The sequence below is a fragment of the Metabacillus dongyingensis genome (assembly GCF_019933155.2).
Taxonomy (GTDB): domain Bacteria; phylum Bacillota; class Bacilli; order Bacillales; family Bacillaceae; genus Bacillus_P; species Bacillus_P dongyingensis.
In genome coordinates, this window is sequence record NZ_CP082944.1 from 2,285,762 (window position 1) to 2,308,451 (window position 22,690).

General features: G+C 40.7%; 20 protein-coding genes. 17 read left to right on the forward strand and 3 right to left on the reverse strand.

The annotated features are described in order from the left end of the window. The first annotated feature begins 10 nt into the window (after positions 1 to 10). The 14 genes from K8L98_RS11320 to K8L98_RS11385 all read left to right on the forward strand — a co-directional run bounded on the left by K8L98_RS11320 (position 11) and on the right by K8L98_RS11385 (position 16,347). The gene (locus K8L98_RS11320) at positions 11 to 904 is read left to right on the forward strand and encodes a helix-turn-helix domain-containing protein (RefSeq protein ID WP_223442483.1); all 894 of its coding nucleotides are present in this window, start codon (positions 11 to 13) and stop codon (positions 902 to 904) included. Between the two features lie 73 nt (positions 905 to 977). Then, positions 978 to 1,556, forward strand: a complete 579-nt coding sequence (pgsA, locus tag K8L98_RS11325) for a CDP-diacylglycerol--glycerol-3-phosphate 3-phosphatidyltransferase (RefSeq protein ID WP_223442486.1) — start codon at positions 978 to 980, stop codon at positions 1,554 to 1,556. Positions 1,557 to 1,581: 25 nt separating this feature from the next. Beyond that, positions 1,582 to 2,838, forward strand: coding sequence for a competence/damage-inducible protein A (locus K8L98_RS11330; protein ID WP_223442490.1), 1,257 nt, complete (start codon positions 1,582 to 1,584; stop codon positions 2,836 to 2,838). A gap of 232 nt (positions 2,839 to 3,070) precedes the next feature. After that, positions 3,071 to 4,108 (forward strand): recombinase RecA, encoded by a 1,038-nt coding sequence (recA, locus tag K8L98_RS11335; protein WP_223442494.1) that lies wholly within the window; start codon positions 3,071 to 3,073, stop codon positions 4,106 to 4,108. A gap of 370 nt (positions 4,109 to 4,478) precedes the next feature. Next, positions 4,479 to 6,041, forward strand: coding sequence for a ribonuclease Y (gene rny / locus K8L98_RS11340; protein WP_223442497.1), 1,563 nt, complete (start codon positions 4,479 to 4,481; stop codon positions 6,039 to 6,041). A 92-nt stretch (positions 6,042 to 6,133) separates the two neighbouring features. Continuing rightward, positions 6,134 to 6,928 (forward strand): TIGR00282 family metallophosphoesterase, encoded by a 795-nt coding sequence (locus K8L98_RS11345; RefSeq protein ID WP_223442502.1) that lies wholly within the window; start codon positions 6,134 to 6,136, stop codon positions 6,926 to 6,928. Between the two features lie 199 nt (positions 6,929 to 7,127). After that, on the forward strand, positions 7,128 to 7,388 hold the full coding sequence (gene spoVS / locus K8L98_RS11350; RefSeq protein WP_029281188.1) for a stage V sporulation protein SpoVS: 261 nt from the start codon (positions 7,128 to 7,130) through the stop codon (positions 7,386 to 7,388). A 251-nt stretch (positions 7,389 to 7,639) separates the two neighbouring features. Next, entirely contained in the window at positions 7,640 to 8,557 is a 918-nt protein-coding gene (locus K8L98_RS11355; protein WP_223442505.1) for a dipeptidase, read from the forward strand. Between the two features lie 236 nt (positions 8,558 to 8,793). After that, positions 8,794 to 10,533, forward strand: coding sequence for a 2-oxoacid:acceptor oxidoreductase subunit alpha (locus K8L98_RS11360; protein ID WP_338037027.1), 1,740 nt, complete (start codon positions 8,794 to 8,796; stop codon positions 10,531 to 10,533). Then, positions 10,534 to 11,400 (forward strand): 2-oxoacid:ferredoxin oxidoreductase subunit beta, encoded by an 867-nt coding sequence (locus K8L98_RS11365; RefSeq protein WP_223442508.1) that lies wholly within the window; start codon positions 10,534 to 10,536, stop codon positions 11,398 to 11,400. Between the two features lie 199 nt (positions 11,401 to 11,599). Further along, the gene (gene tdh / locus K8L98_RS11370; RefSeq protein ID WP_223442511.1) at positions 11,600 to 12,640 is read left to right on the forward strand and encodes an L-threonine 3-dehydrogenase; all 1,041 of its coding nucleotides are present in this window, start codon (positions 11,600 to 11,602) and stop codon (positions 12,638 to 12,640) included. A gap of 235 nt (positions 12,641 to 12,875) precedes the next feature. Beyond that, the gene (locus tag K8L98_RS11375; RefSeq protein WP_223442515.1) at positions 12,876 to 14,054 is read left to right on the forward strand and encodes a glycine C-acetyltransferase; all 1,179 of its coding nucleotides are present in this window, start codon (positions 12,876 to 12,878) and stop codon (positions 14,052 to 14,054) included. A 328-nt stretch (positions 14,055 to 14,382) separates the two neighbouring features. After that, on the forward strand, positions 14,383 to 15,912 hold the full coding sequence (gene miaB, locus K8L98_RS11380) for a tRNA (N6-isopentenyl adenosine(37)-C2)-methylthiotransferase MiaB (protein WP_223442519.1): 1,530 nt from the start codon (positions 14,383 to 14,385) through the stop codon (positions 15,910 to 15,912). A 3-nt stretch (positions 15,913 to 15,915) separates the two neighbouring features. Then, the gene (locus K8L98_RS11385; RefSeq protein ID WP_223442522.1) at positions 15,916 to 16,347 is read left to right on the forward strand and encodes a YlbF/YmcA family competence regulator; all 432 of its coding nucleotides are present in this window, start codon (positions 15,916 to 15,918) and stop codon (positions 16,345 to 16,347) included. Between the two features lie 132 nt (positions 16,348 to 16,479). Here the strand turns inward: K8L98_RS11385 and K8L98_RS11390 are convergent, their stop codons facing one another. After that, on the reverse strand, positions 16,480 to 16,641 hold the full coding sequence (locus K8L98_RS11390; protein ID WP_223442524.1) for a hypothetical protein: 162 nt from the start codon (positions 16,639 to 16,641) through the stop codon (positions 16,480 to 16,482). A gap of 188 nt (positions 16,642 to 16,829) precedes the next feature. Here K8L98_RS11390 and cotE point away from each other — a divergent pair, with 188 nt between their 5' ends. The 3 genes from cotE (at position 16,830) to mutL (ending at position 22,010) form a co-directional block, all read left to right on the forward strand. Then, complete coding sequence (cotE, locus tag K8L98_RS11395) at positions 16,830 to 17,375, forward strand: outer spore coat protein CotE (protein WP_223442525.1); 546 nt, start codon at positions 16,830 to 16,832, stop codon at positions 17,373 to 17,375. 191 nt (positions 17,376 to 17,566) lie between these two features. Further along, the gene (mutS, locus tag K8L98_RS11400; RefSeq protein WP_223442526.1) at positions 17,567 to 20,155 is read left to right on the forward strand and encodes a DNA mismatch repair protein MutS; all 2,589 of its coding nucleotides are present in this window, start codon (positions 17,567 to 17,569) and stop codon (positions 20,153 to 20,155) included. Between the two features lie 16 nt (positions 20,156 to 20,171). Continuing rightward, complete coding sequence (mutL, locus tag K8L98_RS11405; protein ID WP_223442527.1) at positions 20,172 to 22,010, forward strand: DNA mismatch repair endonuclease MutL; 1,839 nt, start codon at positions 20,172 to 20,174, stop codon at positions 22,008 to 22,010. On the opposite strand, the gene K8L98_RS11410 is transcribed toward mutL, so the two are convergent. Together K8L98_RS11410 and K8L98_RS11415 are read right to left on the reverse strand one after the other, a co-directional pair. Next, positions 21,965 to 22,204 carry a site-specific integrase gene (locus tag K8L98_RS11410; protein WP_240549820.1) on the reverse strand — a complete coding sequence of 80 codons (240 nt, stop codon included), beginning with the start codon at positions 22,202 to 22,204 and terminating at the stop codon, positions 21,965 to 21,967. The two genes, mutL and K8L98_RS11410, sit on opposite strands and share 46 nt — an antisense overlap. Before the next feature lie 177 nt (positions 22,205 to 22,381). Next, complete coding sequence (locus K8L98_RS11415; protein ID WP_223442528.1) at positions 22,382 to 22,630, reverse strand: hypothetical protein; 249 nt, start codon at positions 22,628 to 22,630, stop codon at positions 22,382 to 22,384. Positions 22,631 to 22,690: the final 60 nt, after the last annotated feature.

Here is a 22,690-nt window from a genome sequence, read left to right on the forward strand (position 1 = left end):
GGTGTTACGGTTGAGTGAACTAGGAAATCGACTAAAACAGGCGAGAGAAGAGCGGAAGTTAAGTCTTGACGATCTCCAGGCAATGACGAAAATTCAAAAGCGGTATCTGATCGGAATTGAAGAAGGCAATTACGGCATTATGCCGGGTAATTTTTATGTGCGGGCTTTTATTAAACAGTATGCAGAAACAGTAGGACTGGATCCTGATCGGATTTTCGAGGAGCATAAAAACGAAATACCGGTTGTTTATTCAGATGAAACTACTGAGCTTTCAAGGGTGAAAACACATAAAGAGCTTCCGAAGTCAGCATCAAAGGCTTTGGAAATATTGCCCAGGATCTTAATAATCGTATTGGTTTTACTAGTAGCGGTCGTAATCTGGATTTTTGTACAGAAGGACAAGCCGGACGGTGCAAAAAACACAGTAGACCAGACTAAGCAAATTTCAAGCGGCGAAAATGAATATGATTCCATTGAAAACGACGAAAATGCATCTGATTCTAAAGAGCCAAAAGAGAAAGATGCAGCTGATGAAAACGTCAAAGAAGAAAAGCAGGAAGCTGAAAAACCTGAAGAACAGGCTTCAGAAATCACATTCAAAGAAAAAACAGCCAGAAAAGCGGTATATGAGCTGAAAAAAGCAAAAGAATTTAAGCTTGAGGTCAGCTCTAAAGGGCAGACTTGGATTGAGATCCGAAATGCATCTGGAAAAAAATTCTTCAGCGGCATGCTGAAGAAGGACCAAACCGAGGTGCATGACTTTACAAATGAAACTGAAGCCTTTATTGTCATTGGAAATGCTTCAGCTGCTGAAGTGAAGGTAAATGGACAGCCTGTAGAATATCAGATTGATCCTAAAAAAACAGTAAGACAAGATATGCAGATTGTATATACTAAGGAGTAAAGTCATCTTCAAGATGGCTTTTCTTTCTTTTATATTTTCTGATACATACTTTTTACACTCTGGAGGAAAAAACATGAATTTACCGAATCGCATTACAATCTCAAGAATTCTATTAATCCCAGTATTCATGGTGATTATGCTTGCTCCTTTTGACTGGGGAACCATGTATATAGGGGACGCTTCTATTCCCGTCACGCATCTCGCCGGGGCAATATTATTCATTATAGCGTCTACTACTGACTGGATTGACGGCTATTATGCGCGAAAGCTGAATATGGTTACGAATTTAGGGAAATTTTTAGATCCGCTTGCAGATAAATTGCTTGTTTCTGCAGCCTTAATTATTTTAGTTGAGCTTGGACTTGCCCCATCCTGGATCGTAATTATCATCATCAGCCGTGAATTCGCTGTAACAGGTTTGCGTCTTGTGCTCGCCGGAGAAGGGGAAGTGGTTGCAGCAAACATGCTTGGAAAAATTAAAACATGGGCACAAATTATCGCCATTTCAGCCTTGCTTTTACACAACATTCCATTTGTTTTCATTTCATTCCCGTTTGCAGATATCGCATTATGGGTAGCATTATTCTTTACGGTTTATTCAGGATGGGACTATTTTGCAAAAAATAAAGCCGCATTACTGAATTCCAAGTAATTCTTCATTCAGAGGGGGAGTTCATATGACGTCAAAAACAGAAATTATTGCAGTAGGTTCTGAATTGCTTCTTGGGCAAATCGTTAACTCTAATGCCCAGTTTTTATCTCAGCAGCTGGCTGAAAATGGTCTTAATGTCTATTATCACACGGTTGTAGGTGATAATCCTTCAAGGCTTGAGCAGGCAGTAAAGATTGCCAAAGAGCGTTCGAACATTATCATTTTCACAGGCGGCCTTGGACCTACTAAAGATGATCTAACTAAAGAAACAATCGCAAATATTCTGGGCAAGAAGCTTGTGATTGATGAAGAAGCCCTTCGCAGCATTGAAGACTATTTTGTCAAAGTAAAAAGAAGCATGTCTGAAAATAATAAAAAACAAGCTCTGGTCATTGAGGATTCTCACGTCTTAAAAAATGAGCAGGGAATGGCGCCTGGAATGGCAATAGATGCGGATGAGCGAATTTATATGCTGCTTCCTGGCCCGCCAAGCGAAATGAAACCTATGTTTATGAAATTCGGGCTCCCATACTTTAGAGAGAAGCTTGGCCAGAATGACAAAATCATTTCGAGGGTTCTTCGATACTTTGGCATAGGCGAATCGCAGCTTGAGACAGATATTCAGGATTTGATCGATGCGCAAACCAATCCAACGATTGCACCTCTTGCGGGTGACGGGGAAGTAACGCTCAGATTGACTGCGCGCCATCAAAATGAATCTGAAGCTGTCCGCCTGATTAATGAAATGGAGAAGACAATAAACAGCAGAGTGGGGACTTTTTTCTACGGTTATGACCAGACAACTCTCGCTGATGAATTACTCAGACATCTCAGACAAAGAGACATGACAATTTCAGCTGCAGAGAGTTTAACCGGAGGCCTTTTTTCAGATCAGCTGACAGCAGTTAAAGGAACATCTGATGTTTTTAAAGGTACAATTGTCTGCTACACTAATGAAGTAAAGCAATCCATATTAAACGTATCTGAAGAAACACTTGATCAGCATGGGGCTGTCAGTGAACAATGTGCCAAAGAAATGGCTGAACAAATCAGGAAGCTTGCAAATAGTGATATCGGAATCAGCTTTACCGGCATCGCAGGGGAAGATCCTGTTGAAGGGAAAAAACCTGGAACCGTCTATATCGGGCTGGCATTTAAAGATCAGCCGGTAAGAACCGTTCTCCTTCATCTTGCAGGCAGCCGCAACGGCATTCGCAGACGTACAGTGAAATACGGCTGTTACTTGATTATTAAAGCATTAATGGAAAATACAGCAGAATAAGCTGTATTTTTCTTTTTTACTAGATCATCCGCGTTTCTAAAATCAGGAAAAAAGGTAATTTAGTATTTTAGCTGATTAAGAGGCATAAATTTCTTATTTTCATAAAGAGAAAAGAGAATTTTCAGTCTGTTATTACGTTTGAAAAAACCGAATAAATGTTCGTTTTTTACTTGTCAAACGTTCGAATAAAAGGTATATTATTAATAGGTTGATAACTAAAGGAGGAAACTCAGTGAGCGATCGTCAAGCTGCCTTAGATATGGCACTGAAACAAATAGAAAAGCAATTTGGTAAAGGTTCAATTATGAAACTCGGTGAACAGACTGACCGGAAGATCTCTACATCTCCAAGCGGTTCACTTGCACTTGATACAGCACTTGGTGTTGGCGGATATCCGCGTGGAAGAATTATAGAAATATATGGACCTGAGAGCTCAGGTAAAACGACAGTTGCCCTTCATGCGATAGCAGAAGTACAGCAAAAGGGAGGACAGGCTGCGTTTATAGATGCAGAACATGCCCTTGACCCTGTATATGCTCAAAAGCTTGGTGTAAATATAGATGAACTTCTTCTCTCACAGCCGGATACAGGAGAGCAGGCGCTTGAAATTGCTGAAGCGCTGGTTCGAAGCGGAGCGGTAGATATTCTAGTCATTGACTCGGTAGCAGCTTTAGTTCCAAAAGCTGAAATTGAAGGTGAAATGGGAGATGCTCACGTAGGCTTGCAGGCTCGTCTTATGTCTCAGGCATTGCGTAAATTATCCGGAGCAATCAGCAAATCAAAAACAATTGCTATTTTCATTAACCAGATCCGTGAAAAAGTAGGAGTTATGTTCGGTAATCCTGAAACAACTCCAGGCGGACGCGCTCTGAAGTTTTATTCTTCGGTGCGTTTAGAGGTTCGCCGTGCTGAAACGCTGAAACAGGGCAATGAGATGGTCGGCAATAAAACCAAAATCAAAGTTGTCAAAAACAAAGTTGCACCTCCTTTCCGTGTTGCAGAAGTTGACATTATGTACGGGGAAGGCATCTCTAAAGAAGGCGAAATCATTGATCTAGGAACAGATATTGATATTGTTCAAAAGAGCGGTTCATGGTATTCGTACAATGAGGAGCGTTTAGGACAGGGAAGAGAAAACGCAAAAATCTTCCTAAAGGAGAATCCTAGCATCCGCTTAGAGATTCAGGGGAAAATCCGCAGCCACTACGGCTTGGATGAAGTTGCAGTTGCTCCAGATGGACAAGAAGAATTAGATTTACTGGAAGATTAAAAAGAGGCGATTATCGCCTCTTTTTTGTATGTGAAAAGTAAAAATACACGATACAATGGAGAGACAATCCTGACTTTTCCTGTTCAAGAAATGTAAGGCAATGCCTGAAAATTCTCAATTGCTTTAGAAACGCCAGAATGACAGGCTTGACAAGAAAATTTCACACATTTACAATTAGGGTGTATTATTATTTTGTTAGAACTTTTAGCGAGGCACTATGAAAGCAAATGTTGATCTGTGCAGCAGGATTGCTGCAAGGTCTCCATGAAACCCTTAAGCTTTGTGCTGTATGTTGAAGAACGTTATGCAATATACATGCCGACACTTAAATCTAGCAAGAACCAAGTTCATAGCAAGAGGAGGTGAAATGATGGATCCCATTACAATGATCATCTCCATTTTGCTTGGCCTAATCGTCGGTGCAGTTGTTGGCTATTTTGTTCGTAAATCCATTGCAGAAGCGAAAATTGCCGGTGCGAAAGGAACTGCTGAGCAAATTCTTGAAGATGCGAAGCGTGATGCTGAAGCGACGAAGAAAGAAGCGTTGCTTGAGGCAAAGGATGACATTCACAAGCTTCGGACAGAAGCAGAGCAAGAAATTCGTGAACGACGAAATGAGCTGCAAAAACAAGAAAATCGCTTATTACAAAAAGAAGAGAATCTTGATCGTAAGGATGAATCTTTAGACAAGCGCGAGAACATGCTTGAGAAAAAAGAAGATTCTCTAAATGAAAGACAACAGCATATTGAAGAGATGGAAAGCAAAGTGGACGAGATGGTGCGTAAACAGCAATCAGAGCTTGAGCGTATTTCCAGCTTGACTCGTGATGAGGCAAAACAGATCATTCTCGAAAAGGTTGAAAATGAGCTTTCGCATGATATCGCTGTAACTGTTAAAGAAAGCGAAAACCGTGCGAAAGAAGAAGCGGATAAACGAGCGAAAGAAATACTTTCCCTTGCAATCCAGCGTTGTGCAGCAGATCATGTAGCTGAAACAACGGTATCTGTCGTTAACCTTCCAAATGATGAAATGAAAGGCCGCATCATTGGACGTGAAGGGCGAAACATTAGAACGCTTGAAACATTAACTGGTATTGACCTCATTATTGATGATACTCCAGAAGCAGTTATTTTATCTGGATTTGACCCAATCCGCAGGGAAACAGCCAGAATTGCCCTAGACAAGCTTGTTCAAGATGGACGCATCCATCCAGCACGTATTGAAGAAATGGTTGAAAAATCACGCCGTGAAGTTGATGAGTACATCCGCGAGGTTGGTGAGCAAACAACATTTGAAGTTGGTGTTCACGGACTGCATCCAGATTTAATCAAGATTATGGGCCGTTTGAAGTTCAGAACGAGCTATGGTCAAAATGTATTAAAGCATTCCATGGAGGTCGCTTATTTATCAGGACTCATGGCTGCAGAACTGGGTGAAGATGTTACTCTTGCCAAACGCGCAGGATTACTGCACGATATCGGTAAGGCGATTGATCATGAAGTAGAAGGAAGCCATGTTGAAATTGGAGTCGAACTTGCTACGAAGTACAAGGAACACCCGGTTGTTATCAACAGTATTGCTTCGCATCATGGCGATCAGGAGCCGACTTCGGTTATTGCCGTTCTGGTCGCGGCAGCAGATGCTTTATCTGCAGCACGTCCCGGCGCAAGAAGCGAAACGCTTGAAAACTATATTCGCCGCTTAGAAAAGCTTGAAGAGATTTCCGAATCTTACGAAGGAGTTGAAAAATCCTTCGCTATTCAGGCAGGACGTGAAGTGCGTATTATGGTTAAACCTGATACGATCGACGATCTTCAGGCACACCGTTTAGCACGGGATATCCGCAAGCGGATTGAAGAAGAATTAGATTACCCAGGTCATATTAAAGTAACAGTTATCCGTGAAACGAGAGCTGTGGAATATGCGAAATAAAGCGATGCTTTCTGCATCGCTTTATTTTTTTTGCAATCTGTGCAAAACTTAAGGGTAAACACACACCATTTGAGAGAAGGTATAAGCGAAGCATGAAACTATTATTTGTAGGAGATGTAGTAGGATCTCCAGGTAGAGATATGATAAAAGAATATTTGCCAAAGCTAAAACGTAAATACAGACCGTCCCTGACGATTGTAAACGGAGAGAATGCAGCACACGGAAAAGGGATTACTGAAAAGATTTATCACGAGCTGAATCAGGCTGGCGCACAGGTTGTGACAATGGGAAATCATACATGGGATAAGCGGGAAATCTTTGAATTTATTGATAATTATCCAAATCTAATCCGTCCTGCGAATTTTCCTGAAGGCACTCCGGGTAACGGCATTACATATATAACTTGCGACGGCAAAGAAATCGCTGTGATTAACTTACAGGGACGAACGTTCTTGGCGCCTATTGATTGTCCATTTAAAAAAGCGGATGAGCTGATTGAAGAAGCTAAAAAGAGAACATCCATCATTTTTGTGGATTTTCATGCTGAAGCAACGAGTGAGAAGCAGGCCATGGGCTGGTATTTGGACGGAGAAGTGACGGCCGTTGTTGGAACTCATACTCACGTTCAAACGGCAGATGAGCGAATTCTTGATCAGGGGACTGCTTTTATCACAGATGTGGGCATGACAGGCCCTTATGATGGCATCTTGGGAGTAGAGAGAGAGGCGGTCATAAAACGTTTCCTGACTAGCCTCCCTGTGCGATTTGAGGTAACTGAAGGCAAGGCGCAGCTGAGCGCAGTAGTAATCGATGTTCAAGAAAAAACAGGCAGAGCCTTGAAAATTGACCGCATTTTAATTAATGACGATCATATGTTTTTTGAATAGAATATATATTTAGAAATTTTAGAAAAAATAATGAACCAAGCAGGAATACTAGTTCCCTCTAGTGAATATAGTATCAATGGAATGGCTGTGAAAGAGGTTCAGAAGGCTTCATAAAGGGGATGGGCCCTCCGAACAGATCTAATAAGGCATGATCCAATGTACATTCACGATCTATTGAAAAATAAGGGGGATACTAGAAATGGAAATATTAAAAGTTTCAGCAAAGTCCAATCCTAACTCTGTAGCGGGAGCACTAGCAGGTGTCCTGCGTGAAAGAGGCGCTGCCGAAATCCAGGCAATTGGAGCTGGAGCACTTAACCAGGCTGTAAAAGCAGTAGCTATTGCCAGAGGGTTTGTTGCCCCGAGCGGTGTTGATTTAATCTGTATTCCTGCCTTTACGGATATTCTCATTGATGGAGAAGAGCGTACGGCCATTAAATTAATTATTGAGCCTCGTTAAATAGACAAAATGATCAACCTGTTTGCGGGTCACGCAAACAGGTTTGTTTTTATTTCGCACTTTTCATATCCTTTTCAATCATAGATCACTAAATAAATGACTTTTGGATTTTTTTCATCATAAACGGGAGTTGATTCCGTAACAGTTTTTACAGGAAAAGAGCACCATATAAAGTTTATTAGGTGAACGATTTTCATACAGAAATTTTTTACGAACACAGTCCTTTATTTATCTTTAGGAGAGATGATGACGTGCGTATTTTTGATGCTCATTGTGATTTGCTCTATCAATTATGGCGCAGGCCTGAAATTAGTGAATGGAATGACATGAATCTGCATGTCACCATTGAAAAGCTATTTCAGTTTGGAGCAAAAGTCCAGTGCTTTGCCATCTTTATACCAGTTGATGTCACGAATAAATTAGAAGCCGCCTTTGCACAGGCTTCCATCTTTTATGATCGGATTATTAATGGGTTTGAAAAGATCATACATTTAAGGACAAAACAGGATCTTCTTGCATTAAAGGATGATGAAATTGGAGCCATTTTGACACTTGAAGGCTGCGACCCGATCGGCCATGATTTAAGCCTTCTTTCCATTTTTCATCAGCTAGGTGTTAGATCCGCGGGACTGACTTGGAATTTTGCCAACTTACTTGCTGATGGAGCGCTCGAAACAAGAAATGCAGGTCTATCATTTTATGGGAGACATGTAGTCGGGAAATTAAATCATTATCACATGTGGACTGACGTATCTCACCTTTCCGAACGAAGCTTTTGGGATGTCATTCAGCTTGCAGACCATCCGATTGCCAGTCATTCAAATTCATATGCACTGTGTCCCCATCCAAGAAATTTAAAAGACGATCAAATTAAAGCAATCGTTGCAAAAAATGGTTTGATTGGCATAACGTTCGTGCCGCAATTTACCTCTTCCCGCTCGAGGGCTTCAATGAAGCATCTACTTAATCATTTAGATTACGTGAGTGGTCTTGCAGGAGAAAATGCTGTAGGATTTGGGTCTGATTTTGACGGGATAGATGAAACGATTGAAGGGCTTGAAGGTTATGAACAGTATCCTTACTTGCTGAATACACTCTCGAAGCATTATTCAGAAAGTCAGGTTGAAAAATTTATGTATAAAAATTTTGCTGATTCCATTCCTTTTTAGACAAAGGTTCTATTGCATATCAAGTATACGGAATGAATGAATATAAGATTTGGAAAAATCAAAAAAATAAACAGCAAAAGCATGTTTATTTCCCTGAAACGCTTGTTTTTTTCTCATGTTCGTTCTACAATTGTAAACGTTTAGTACATATTCTAACAATATTTAATTCCGTGTGTAAGAGCTCTTAAATAGGGCGAAAAATATATGAGTGTTTCTTAAGAAGGGGTGTAGGGCACATGATCAGTCAACTTTCATGGAAAGTTGGAGGACAGCAAGGTGAAGGTATCGAAAGTACCGGAGAAGTGTTTTCAATCGCATTAAACAGAATGGGCTATTATTTATATGGTTACCGTCATTTTTCATCTCGAATTAAAGGCGGTCATACAAATAATAAAATCCGCGTCAGCACAACTCAAGTTCGTTCTATTTCGGATGATCTTGATATATTAGTAGCTTTTGATCAGGAAACAATCGATGTGAACGTATATGAGCTTCGCAAGGGCGGCCTTGTTCTTGCAGATTCAAAGTTTAATCCAGTGATTCCTGATGACTGCAACGCTGTTTTGTATTCCGTGCCTTTTACAGAGATTGCCGCAGAATTAGGCACTTCATTAATGAAAAATATGGTTGCAATTGGTGCAACAAGTGCTGTGCTTGATCTTGGAACATCACAATTCCAAAATGTCGTGCAGGAGATTTACGGAAAAAAAGGGCAGCAGATTGTTGAAAAGAATCTTGAAGCCATTAAAAAAGGCTCAGCTTATATGAAACAAGAACTGAACTTTGACCGTGTAGATATGTATCTAGAAAAAGCGGACGGGCAAAAACGCATGTTCATGATCGGCAACGATGCGATAGCATTAGGCGCAGTTGCCGGCGGAGCACGTTTCATGGCTGCATACCCAATTACACCAGCTTCTGAAATCATGGAATATCTCATTAAGAAGCTGCCTGATTTCGGCGGTACAGTTATTCAAACAGAAGATGAAATTGCCGCTTGTACGATGGCCATTGGTGCAAACTATGCAGGCACCCGCACATTGACGGCTTCTGCAGGACCGGGGTTGTCATTGATGATGGAAGCAATCGGGCTCTCAGGCATTACAGAGCAGCCGCTGGTGATCATTGATACTCAGCGCGGCGGACCAAGTACAGGACTTCCGACGAAACAGGAGCAATCCGATTTAATGGCGATGATTTACGGAACGCATGGAGAAATTCCGAAAATCGTCATGGCGCCAAGCACAGTACAAGAAGCATTTTACGATACAATTGAAGCTTTCAACTTAGCGGAGGAATATCAATGTCCTGTTATTTTGCTGACAGATCTTCAGCTCTCACTTGGTAAACAGTCTGTAGAACCGCTTCAATATGATAAAATCCAAATACGAAGAGGCAAGCTTGTACAGGGCGAGGAGCTGCCTGAGATAGAAAATAAAGGATACTTTAAACGATTTGAAGTAACAGAAGATGGCGTATCGCCGCGTGTAGTGCCGGGAATGAAGAATGGCATTCACCATGTTACAGGTGTTGAACATGATGAGACCGGCAAACCTTCCGAGGTGGCAACAAACCGTAAAGCCCAAATGGACAAACGTCTGCGTAAGCTGTCAGACATCAAGTTTGACACGCCCGTCCATCAAAATCTGACTCATCCTGATCCGGATGTACTATTCGTTGGATTTAACTCTACAAGAGGCACAATTGAAGAAGCGATGATCCGCCTTGAAAATGACGGTGTAAAAGTGAATCATGCACATGTCCGTCTGCTTCATCCATTCCCGTCCGTTGAGTTGCTTCCGCTTGTTAAAGCAGCTAAAAAGGTTGTAGTGGTAGAAAATAATGCAACTGGACAGCTTGCTAGTCTTATAAAAATGAATGTGGGTCATGCAGAGAAAATTTCCAGTATTCTTAAATATGATGGAAATCCGCTCTTGCCGCATGAAGTTCATTCAAAATGCAAGGAGTTGTTCTAAATGGCGACGTTTAAAGAATTTAGAAACAATGTAAAGCCTAACTGGTGCCCCGGCTGCGGAGACTTCTCTGTACAAGCCGCCATTCAGCGTGCTGCTGCAAATGCAGGCCTCGAACCTGATCAGCTTGCTGTAGTTTCAGGAATCGGATGTTCAGGCCGTATTTCGGGCTATATCAACGCTTACGGTTTCCATGGTATTCACGGCCGTTCCCTTCCAATTGCGCAAGGTGTAAAAATGGCAAATAAAGATTTAACCGTCATTGCATCAGGCGGCGACGGTGACGGATTTGCCATCGGAATGGGCCATACGATTCATGCCATCAGAAGAAATATTGATGTCACCTATATCGTAATGGACAATCAAATTTATGGATTGACAAAGGGCCAGACGTCTCCGCGAAGTGATGTTGGCTTCAAAACTAAGAGCACGCCGAAAGGTTCAATTGAATCTTCCTTATCAGTCATGGAAATGGCACTTACGGCAGGAGCAACATTTGTAGCACAGAGCTTCTCAACTGATTTAAAAGATTTGACGTCAATCATTGAAGCAGGGATCAATCATAAAGGATTTTCTTTAATCAACGTCTTCAGTCCATGTGTCACTTACAATAAAATCAACACATATGACTGGTTTAAAGAAAATCTTACAAAACTTAGTGATATTGAAGGATATGACCCATCAAACCGCATGACTGCCATGCAGACTCTGATGGAGAAAAACGGACTTGTAACGGGTTTGATTTATCAAAACAAGAATCAGCCATCCTATCAGGAGCTTGTCTACAACTACAGCGAAACTCCTTTATCACATGCCGATCTGCAAATCAGCGAAGAGAAATTCAACGAATTGCTCTCAGAATTTATGTAATGAGAAAAATGTCTATCCTCAGGATAGGCGTTTTTTTTTTATTGATTTTAAGTTTTATAAAAAAATAAGCGAGTTTTTTTCTCATGTGTTCAAACGTCTACACTGGGTGGACAGTCTCCTTTACACCACTATTTAAGGATGATAGAATTTCATATATACTCATTAAAATAGATGTTTTTTGGAGCGAGGAGTGTTCACAGTGAATGGAAAAATGAAAGCAATCGTTAAGCACCGCAAAGGCTTTGGTGCTGAACTGCAGATGGTAGACATCCCTCAGATTAAAGAAAATGAAGTGCTGATCAAAGTAAAAGCTACTTCAATCTGCGGAACAGATGTTCATATATATACATGGGATGCATGGTCGGAAAGCAGAGTGAATCCGCCTTATGTTTTTGGCCATGAATTTTCTGGAGAAGTTGTAGAAATAGGAAGTAAAGTAACAAGCGTTGAAATCGGAGATTTTGTTTCCGCTGAAACGCATTTAGTATGCTATGAATGTCCGCAATGTTTAACAGGACAGTATCATATTTGCAAAAACACAAAAATTATAGGTGTCGATACAGATGGATGCTTTGCAGAGTATGTGGCTTTGCCGGCAGTGAACCTTTGGAAAAATCCAAATGAAATGCCTTTTGATGTAGCATCTATTCAAGAACCGATGGGAAATGCGGTGCACACAGTTTTAGCAGGAGATGTTGCAGGGAAAAGTGTTGCTGTCATTGGATGCGGCCCTATTGGGATTATGGCTGTAGGAGTTGCAAAAGCAGCAGGAGCATCTCAGGTCATTGCCCTTGATTTGAACGACTACCGTTTAAATTTAGCAAAAGAAATGGGCGCAACAACGGTCGTCAATTCGAAAAATGAAGATCCTTTGGCGAAGATTAATGAATTAACAGACGGCAACGGTGTAGATGTTGTCTGTGAAATGTCAGGGCATCCAATTGCGATGGATCAAGGATTTAAAATGGTAACCAATGGCGGACGTGTTTCGATCCTGAGTCTTCCTGTCCGTCCAGTTGAAATAGATATCACCAATGATGTCGTTTTTAAAGGAATCACGGTACAGGGAATTACAGGGAGAAAAATGTATGAAACGTGGCAGCAGGTTTCAAGACTTTTAAAATCAGGGCAAGTAGATGTAACCCCGCTGATTACTCATCACTTCTCTTTAGAAGAATTTAAAAAAGGCTTCGATTTAATGATCGAAGGTAAATGTGGTAAAGTCGTATTACACCCATAGTGTGAACTTCATTCAGCGGGGGCTTCTCCCCCGTTGAATGTTAGTTAAGGCCCGCAGAATTGCAGGTACACAGACGTTGCCGCAGTGAGTGGAGCCATTAGTATGTGTTCTAAGCTAGTGCTATTACTGGCAGTAAATCCAACCTTAGTTTTCTAGAATCCACCATACATACCATAAGGCGGAGGAATTACTGTCCATTAATGCGTGATAAAAGAATGAAAATGGAGGGGCTATGATGAAAGGTTTTGAATATTTACAGGCAGAACTTGATGAAATGAAACAGCAAGGAACATTCCGGACGCTGATTCCTCTCGAATCAGACCAGGCATCAAAAGTTGTCATCGATGGAAAAGAATTAATTCAATTATCATCTAATAACTATTTAGGATTAACAACTCATCCAAGACTGGTAGAAGCAGCAATCAAGGCTGCAGAGAAATTTGGTGCAGGAACCGGATCTGTCAGAACGATTGCCGGTACTTTTACAATGCATGAAGAACTTGAAACAAAGCTTGCTGAATTTAAGCATACAGAAGCTGCACTAGTGTTTCAGTCAGGTTTTACAACAAACCAGGGCGTTCTTTCTTCTATTCTGACAAAAGAAGACGTTGTGATCTCAGATTCTCTGAATCATGCTTCAATCATCGACGGAATCCGATTAACAAAGGCTGCGCGCAAAGTGTATAACCATGTTGATATGGCAGATTTAGAAAGAGCATTAAAAGAATCAGGAGACTTTAGAGTCCGTCTAATTGTTACTGATGGTGTTTTCTCTATGGATGGAAATATTGCTCCACTTCCGGAAATTGTTGAGCTTGCTGAAAAATACGATGCACTTGTCATGGTGGATGATGCCCACGCTTCTGGTGTTCTTGGACAAAACGGCCGCGGAACAGTTAATCACTTTGGACTTGATGGACGTGTACATATCCAGGTCGGGACATTAAGCAAAGCGGTTGGTGTTTTAGGAGGATATGTAGCAAGCACACGTACTCTAATTGATTACCTTATTCAAAAAGGCCGTCCATTTTTATTCAGTACGTCCCATCCTCCAGCTGTTACAGCCGCCTGTATAGAAGCGATCAACGTACTTATAGAAGAGCCTGAACTGATTGAAAAGCTATGGGATAACGCAAAATTCTTCAAAAAAGGCCTTGAAGATCTAGGTTTTGATACAGGTAAAAGCGAAACACCTGTAACACCGGTTATAGTCGGGGACGAAGCCTTGTCTCATCAGTTCTCAGATAAATTGCGGGAATATGGTGTTTTTGCACAAGGCATAGCATTCCCGACAGTTGCAAAAGGGCAGGCTCGCGTGCGTACAATTGTAACAGCTGAGCATTCTAAAGAAGAATTGCAAACAGCTTTAGATATCTTTGAAAAAGCAGCAAAAGAATTGAATATTTTGTCATAATTTTTTAAAGAGAGGCTAAGTCCTCTCTTTTCCATTAGAAACAAATTTCATTCCATCAAATTCTGATGTCTTGCTGCAGTTCATAGCCCACTTTGAAAACAATTGAAGAAAAAGCACCTTCCTCCCGTCAATTCTTATTTTCTGCGGGTGACTAAAAGACGCTTTCGCGTTTCTTGATTTGTTTATTTAGTAAGATTGTTTTACTATAGATATATGTCCTTTCTTGATTTGTATATTGTTTTGTCATTTAAGAACATATATACTATAAAATTGGTATACTCTCACTCCGAGAGTAAGGTTAGAAGGGTTTGAAAGGAGACTGTTTTACATGAATGAAAAGCAGCGTTTGGAAAATACACAGGTAAATCCTGCGGACAAAAAATCCGAAAAGGATTACAGCAAGTATTTCCAAGCCGTTTATATGCCACCTTCCTTAAAGGATGCAAAAAAGCGCGGCAAAGAGGAAGTGAAATACCAAAATGATTTCAGCATTTCAGAAGAGTTCAGAGGCCTTGGGAATGGAAAGAAATTTCTGATTCGCACATACGGATGCCAAATGAACGAACATGATACTGAAGTCATGGCTGGAATTTTCATGGCACTCGGCTATGAAGCTACGAACACAACAGAAGATGCAGATGTGATTCTCTTGAATACATGTGCCATCCGTGAAAATGCAGAAAATAAAGTATTCGGTGAAATCGGTCACCTGAAGTCCCTTAAAAGAGAAAAACCAGGTTTATTGATCGGTGTCTGCGGATGTATGTCGCAGGAAGAATCTGTTGTCACAAGAATCATGAAGAAACATCAGCATGTTGACATGATCTTTGGAACGCATAACATTCACCGCTTGCCTAATATTCTTAAAGACGCCTACATGTCGAAAGAAATGGTCATCGAAGTTTGGTCTAAAGAAGGCGACGTTATTGAAAACCTTCCAAGAGAGCGCAAAGGAAATGTCAAAGCATGGGTTAATATCATGTTTGGCTGCGATAAATTTTGTACGTACTGCATCGTTCCTTATACTCGCGGAAAAGAAAGAAGCAGACGCCCTGAGGAAATCATTCAGGAAGTGCGTCAGCTTGCTGCAAGCGGATATAAGGAAATTACTTTGCTTGGCCAGAATGTAAATGCATATGGAAAAGATTTTGAAGACATCTCATACGGCCTCGGCGATTTAATGGATGAAATCCGTAAAATTGATGTTGCCCGTGTCCGCTTTACAACAAGTCACCCTCGTGATTTTGATGATCATCTGATTGAGGTGCTTGCTAAAGGCGGTAACCTGCTTGATCATATTCACTTGCCTGTTCAGTCAGGAAGCTCTGAGATCTTAAAGCTGATGGCCCGCAAATACGACCGGGAAAAATATATGACATTAGTGAAAAAAATTAAGGAAGCGATTCCAACGGCTTCTTTGACGACAGATATCATTGTAGGTTTCCCAAATGAAACAAATGAGCAATTTGAAGAAACGCTGTCAATGTACCGTGAAGTTGAATTCGACAGTGCTTATACGTTCATTTACTCTCCTCGTGAAGGGACGCCTGCAGCAAAAATGCAAGATAACGTTCCTATGGAAGTAAAGAAAGCACGTCTGCAAAAACTGAATGATCTTGTTAAAGAAATTTCAGCTAAAAAAATGATGGAATACGAAGGTCAGGTTGTAGAAGTGCTTGTAGAAGGGGAAAGCAAAAATAACCCTGAAGTACTTGCAGGCTATACAACTAAAAGCAAACTTGTAAACTTTAAAGGTCCAAAGTCTGCTGTCGGCCAAATTGTTAAAGTGAAAATAAACAAAGCAAAAACGTGGTCTTTAGATGGGGAAATGGTAGAAGAAGCGATAGAGGTGAAATAGGGGATGTCATTATATACTAAAGAAGAAATCGTAGCAAAAGCCCGTGAATTAGCACAAATGGTTGCTGATACCAAAGAAGTTGAGTTTTTCAAAAAAGCGGAAGCGCAAATCAATGAGAATCAAAAAATCCGTGAAAAAGTAGCAAGTATTAAAAGTCTTCAAAAACAGGCTGTTAACTTCCAGCATTACAGCAAGCAGGAAGCATTAAAGCAGGTAGAAGATAAAATTGATAAAATTCAGGAAGAATTGGATGAACTTCCAATCATTCAGGAATTTAAAGAATCTCAAGTTGAAGTGAACGATTTGCTTCAATTGATTGCAGTCACGATCTCAAACCATGTGACAGACGAAATTATCCGCACAACCGGCGGAGATCTGTTAAGCGGTGAAACGGGTTCAAAACTAAATAATTCACCAGGCTCAGCCTGTCACTAAAAGAGGAGCACACTGTTCAGAGCAGTGTGCTTTTTTATTTTCTTTATATTGCAAAGCTTCAATAGAGGATGTTTCTGATAAATTTCGAAAAGAGCCTGATAAAAATTATATAGAGACCGATAAAATTTATTGCTAATCCGCCCTAGCTCCAACAGCGTTAAAAATTCCTGCAGAAAACCACGCCACTTCACTAAATAAATATCTAATTAAACTATGTTCTAAATAATCATAGTTTTTTATACTGCCGGCAGCAAAGGCAAAAAGCGCCTTTCCTGCCAAAACCTTTGTGATCAACTGACCCCCTTGGCAATTCAGCTTTTCTTTTCAAATTTTAGGCACATATCTGGGCGTACACGCATACAATGAACTATACCGATTCATGTATTGGTGGAACATATTATTTATTCCTTTATATTAGTAGCACAAACCCTACTAGCCCAGCATAGGATTAAATGAAGATTGATTGAGGAGGGTATGTACGAATGGCTGAATACAGAGAAATAATCACCAAAGCGGTAGTTGCGAAAGGCAAGAAGTTTACTCAATCCACGCACAGCATTGCTCCTTCGCAAAAACCAACAAGCATTCTAGGCGGCTGGTTGATCAACCATAAATATGATGCCAAAAAGGTTGGGAAAACAGTCGAGGTTGAAGGTACTTACGACATTAACGTATGGTATTCGTATGCTGATAATACGAAAACAGAAGTTGTCACTGAAAAAGTTTCATATGTGGACGTCATTAAGTTGAAATATAAAGATAACAACTTTTTGGACGATGAGCATGAAGTCATTGCAAAGGTTATGCAGCAGCCAAACTGCATGGAGGTCAATATTTCTCCAAATGGAAGCAAGGTTGTTGTTTCAGCTGAGCGTGAGTTTTTGGCGGAAGTTGTCGGGGAAACAAAGGTGGTTGTCGCAATTAACACAGAATCATTTGCTGAAGCGGATGAAGACTGGGAAGAAGATCTTGATGAGGAGTTTGAAGATCTGAATCCGGAATTTTTAGTCGGCGGAGATGAAGAATAAGAGGAAACTAGGGAGAATCTATCTTCCTGGTTTTTCTTTTTTTATGGAATTCTAATAATTTTGCACCTTTCGTATTCTTAATATACTATTCCTGGGACAACCTTCCGGGATTCGGGCGAAGCAAAAAATCCTCCATGTATGTTATAATAAAGTTTGTTTTGAAACGTACGCAAATGCAATGGGGGATTACTATGGCTACATATACGCCGATGATACAGCAATATTTAAAAATAAAGGCAGAGTATCAGGATGCCTTTTTATTTTTTCGTTTAGGCGACTTTTATGAAATGTTTTTTGAAGATGCAAAAAGAGCATCTGCTGAACTTGAAATTACATTAACGAGCAGAGATGGTGGAGGCGCCGAGCGAATTCCAATGTGCGGTGTACCGTATCATTCTGCTCCTGGATATATAGAATCTTTAATTGAAAAAGGCTACAAGGTAGCCATATGTGAACAAACTGAAGATCCAAAACAGGCAAAAGGTGTTGTACGCCGCGAAGTTGTGCAGCTGATCACACCAGGAACGGTTATGAATGGAAAAGGTCTGCAGGAGCGGGAAAATAACTATTTAGCGTCTGTAACTGCCTTTCCTTCTAAGTTTGGTTTTGCGGTTACAGATCTATCGACTGGTGAAAATCAAGTGACCTTATTAAATCATATTGATGAAATTATAAATGAAGTGTATTCACTTGGTGCAAAGGAATTAGTTGTACATCCTGACTTTCCTGAATCATATATTAAAAAAATTGCTGAAAAATCAAGAGTGACCGTTTCGTTTGAAATAGATGCGGGCACAGAGAAATTTGAAGCGATTATCGATCATCTTGAAGATGTGAGATTAAAAGAAACATTTGGGAGACTGCATAACTATTTGCAGAAAACGCAAAAGAGAAGCCTTGATCATCTGCAAAAAGTAAAAGTCTATCAGCTGCAGGATTTTATGAAAATCGATTTATACTCAAAGCGGAATTTGGAGCTGACGGAAACGATCCGTTCTAAAGGCAAAAAAGGCTCGCTGCTCTGGCTTCTTGACGAGACTAAAACAGCAATGGGCGCGAGAATGCTCAAGCAGTGGATCGATCGGCCATTGCTTTCCAAAAATGAAATCAAAAGCCGTCTTCAAATGGTCCAATCCTTGCTTGATCACTATTTTGAACGCGAAGACCTCAGAGAACGGCTAAAGGAAGTCTATGATCTTGAAAGACTTGCGGGGAGAGTGGCATTCGGAAATGTCAATGCAAGAGACTTAATCCAGCTCAAGAAATCATTGCAGCAGGTGCCTGCGATCAAAGAAGTGATAACATCTGTAAAGGATAACCAAATAAATGAAAAGGCAGAACAAATTGACACTTGTACAGAACTGACAGACTTACTTGATTCTGCTTTAGTAGAGAATCCGCCCCTGTCTATTAAAGACGGCAATATCATGAAAGACGGCTTTCATGAACAGCTCGATCAATTCAGAGATGCAAGCAGAAACGGCAAATCATGGATAGCAGAGCTTGAACAGCAAGAGCGGGTGCGTACAGGCATCAAATCACTTAAAATAGGGTTTAACAGGGTATTCGGCTACTATATTGAAGTGACAAGAGCAAATGTACACTTGCTTGAAGAAGGCAGGTACACACGGAAGCAAACATTGACAAACGCTGAAAGATTTATAACACCGGAGCTTAAAGAGAAAGAAACGCTCATTCTAGAAGCAGAAGAAAAAATGGTAGACATTGAATATGAATTGTTTGTCGAGCTTCGTGAACAGGTGAAGAAGTTTATTCCAAGACTTCAATCCTTATCTAAGTGCATAAGTGAATTGGATGTGCTTCAGTGCTTTGCTGTCATCAGTGAAAAAAGACATTATTCTAAACCCTCTTTTTCAGATCAGGAGCTGTTCATTAAGGACGGCAGACATCCAGTTGTTGAAAAAGTAATGAATTCTCAAGAATATGTTCCAAACGATTGTTATTTCTCAAATGACCGCGGAATGCTGCTGATTACAGGACCTAACATGTCCGGAAAAAGCACGTATATGAGACAGGTTGCATTAACAGCCATCCTCGCTCAGATCGGGTGTTTTGTTCCTGCTTCAGAAGCTGTTCTTCCGATCTTTGATCAAATTTTTACCCGAATAGGAGCAGCGGATGACCTAATATCAGGGCAAAGTACCTTTATGGTTGAAATGCTTGAAGCGAAGAATGCGATTGTCAATGCTACGGAAAGAAGTTTAATATTATTTGATGAAATCGGGCGGGGAACTTCAACGTATGATGGAATGGCACTCGCGCAGGCCATTATTGAACATATTCACCATCATATCGGAGCTAAAACTTTGTTCTCCACGCATTATCATGAACTGACTGGTCTTGCTGACGGTTTGCCGCAGCTTCAGAATGTCCATGTATCAGCCGTAGAAGAAAACGGCAAGGTAGTGTTCCTTCACAAAATCGAGGAAGGTCCGGCAGATAAAAGTTATGGAATTCATGTCGCCGAGCTTGCCGAGCTGCCAAATGAGCTGATCATCAGAGCAAAAGCAATTTTAGAAAGCCTTGAAGCCGAACAGACAGTAAAAGTCCCAGCATCTATCATGGAAAAGTCGGAAACATTTAAAAGCGATGAAGCTCAGCTCTCCTTTTTTAATGAACAGCCTGCTAAGAAGGAAAGCAGACCGGTTCCGAAAAAAGATATACTGGTACTAGAACAGATACGGGCGATCAATCTGCTTGAAATGACGCCGCTTGATGCAATGAATGAACTCTATCAAATTCAAAAAAAATTAAAATAATGAAGAGGTGAACAGCATGGGGAAAATTATTCGCCTTGACGATTCACTATCAAATAAGATAGCTGCAGGAGAAGTTGTCGAACGTCCGGCTTCTGTTGTAAAAGAGTTAACGGAAAATAGTATAGACGCCGGCAGCACTGTCATTGAAATTCATATAGAAGAAGCGGGTTTAAGCAAAATCCGCATCATAGACAATGGAGACGGCATTCTGCCTGAAGATTGTCTGAACGCTTTTCACAGGCATGCTACAAGCAAAATCAAAGATGAAAACGACCTTTTCCGGATCCGGACTCTTGGTTTCCGGGGAGAGGCCCTGCCGAGTATCGCGTCTGTTTCCCATGTTGAATTAAAAACAAGCACAGGGTCTGGTGCAGGCACGAGAATGGTGCTTTCAGGAGGAAAGGTAGACATCCATGAAGCTGCTTCAAGCAGAAAAGGAAGCGACCTTACTGTTACGAATTTATTTTTCAACACACCAGCCCGTTTAAAATATGTCAAAACAGTTCATACCGAGCTTGGCAACATTACAGATGTTGTCAATCGCCTGGCATTGTCCAATCCAACTATTTCTTTCAAGCTGACTCATAACGGAAAGCCAATGCTGCATACGAGCGGGAACGGTGATGTGCGCCAAGTCATAGCGGGCATTTATGGACTGGGCATTGCAAAAAAAATGATTCCTATTAACTTACAGTCTCTTGATTTTGAAGTGAAAGGCTATATATCTCTTCCTGAAATCACCAGAGCATCAAGAAACTATATATCAACGATCGTAAATGGCAGATTTATTAAAAACTATCCGCTTGTAAAAGCCATTCAGCAAGGCTATCATACCCTGCTTCCAATCGGCCGGTTTCCAATTGTCTTTCTGGAAATTAATATGGATCCTATTTTAGTCGACGTAAACGTTCACCCTGCCAAAATGGAAGTCCGGCTAAGCAAAGAGGCTGAATTAAATGATCTGATTACTGCTGGAATTAAAGACGCATTTTCGCATCAAAAGCTGATTCCTGAAGCCGTCTTGCCGAAGCGGAAAGAAAAAAGCTTTGATGAACAGCAAACATTTTCGTTCAGTCATGCTGAGAAAAAACCACTATCAGCAGCATCTCTTCCGCAAGTAATGGAAAAGCCAGTGATTGAAGCAGCAGAAGCTCTAGAACCAGAAGAAAAGATCATCGAACAAAGTTCTCCAGTTATTGAGGAGGAATTTGAAGTTTATGATGAACAGCCAGCTGATTATCATGAAGAACTGTTAACGACAGAATCTGAACCGAGAGTGCCTGTACTTTATCCAATAGGCCAAATGCATGGAACATATATCCTCGCTCAAAATGAGACTGGATTATACATTATCGATCAGCACGCGGCTCAGGAGAGAATCAATTATGAATACTTTAAAGAAAAAGTAGGACAAGTTGCTACGGAAGTTCAAGAGCTCCTAGTCCCGATTACCATGCACTATTCTGCAGATGAAGCCCTGATCATCAATGAGAAAATGCAGGCATTGGGTGAAGTCGGAATCTTCCTTGAGCCCTTTGGGGGAAATAGTTTTATCGTGCGTTCTCACCCTCAATGGTTTCCACGCGGAGAAGAACGGGAATTAATTGAAGAAATTATTCAGGAAGTGCTCGATCATAAACAGGCGGATATTAAAAAGCTTCGTGAAGAAGCAGCGATTATGATGAGCTGCAAGGCAGCTATAAAAGCAAATCATCATCTTCGCAATGATGAAATGTTTGCTTTGCTTGAAACGCTGAGGAAATCAACAGATCCTTTTACTTGTCCGCACGGAAGACCAATTATTATTCATTATTCGACGTATGAGATGGAAAAGATGTTTAAGCGCATTATGTAGAGGGTTTTAACGAAGGAAATAAGACTTTGCCCACTTTTTGCCCACCTAGTGTTTAAATACTTTTCAAACTTACTGACGTTTTCTTCCTCGTATTTCTTTGTAATGTGGAGATAAACGTCTGCAGTCATAGTTACAGTACTATGACCTAGTCTATCACTAACAAATTTAATATCTGCATCGCTTTCCAAAAGCATTATGGCATGTGTATGTCTTAATCCCTGATGGCATTATGAAATAATCTAGAAGTAACCAAAAGCCCTTCTCTTAACCTGAGAGGGGTATTATTTTATTTACAGCTCAAAATTTTTTCACTTTGATACCAAATATCCCTGCTCTTCAATGTCTTTCTTATTCAGCGTCTAAAAAAGGTTCTATATTTCCAAGTTAGGAATATCGCACGTATTGTGAATATCTAATGCAATGGCGATCCATATTTCTGCAATCCCCATATGAGAATAGATTCCTAAAATATAGATTCCTACAACCCTATAACCACATCCCAACAGCCGTCTATACATCGTGCCCTTAGTATCACCAGCCGCCTGCAGGGCGCCTGCTAAAACGAGTCCAATCGCCAAGGCAAGTTGGGATAAAAGCATCGATTCGCAAAGTAATGGCAACCACTCGAATCGCTTCTGCATCAGTCGTAAACCAGGCTGCCATCCAAGGAGCTTTGAATA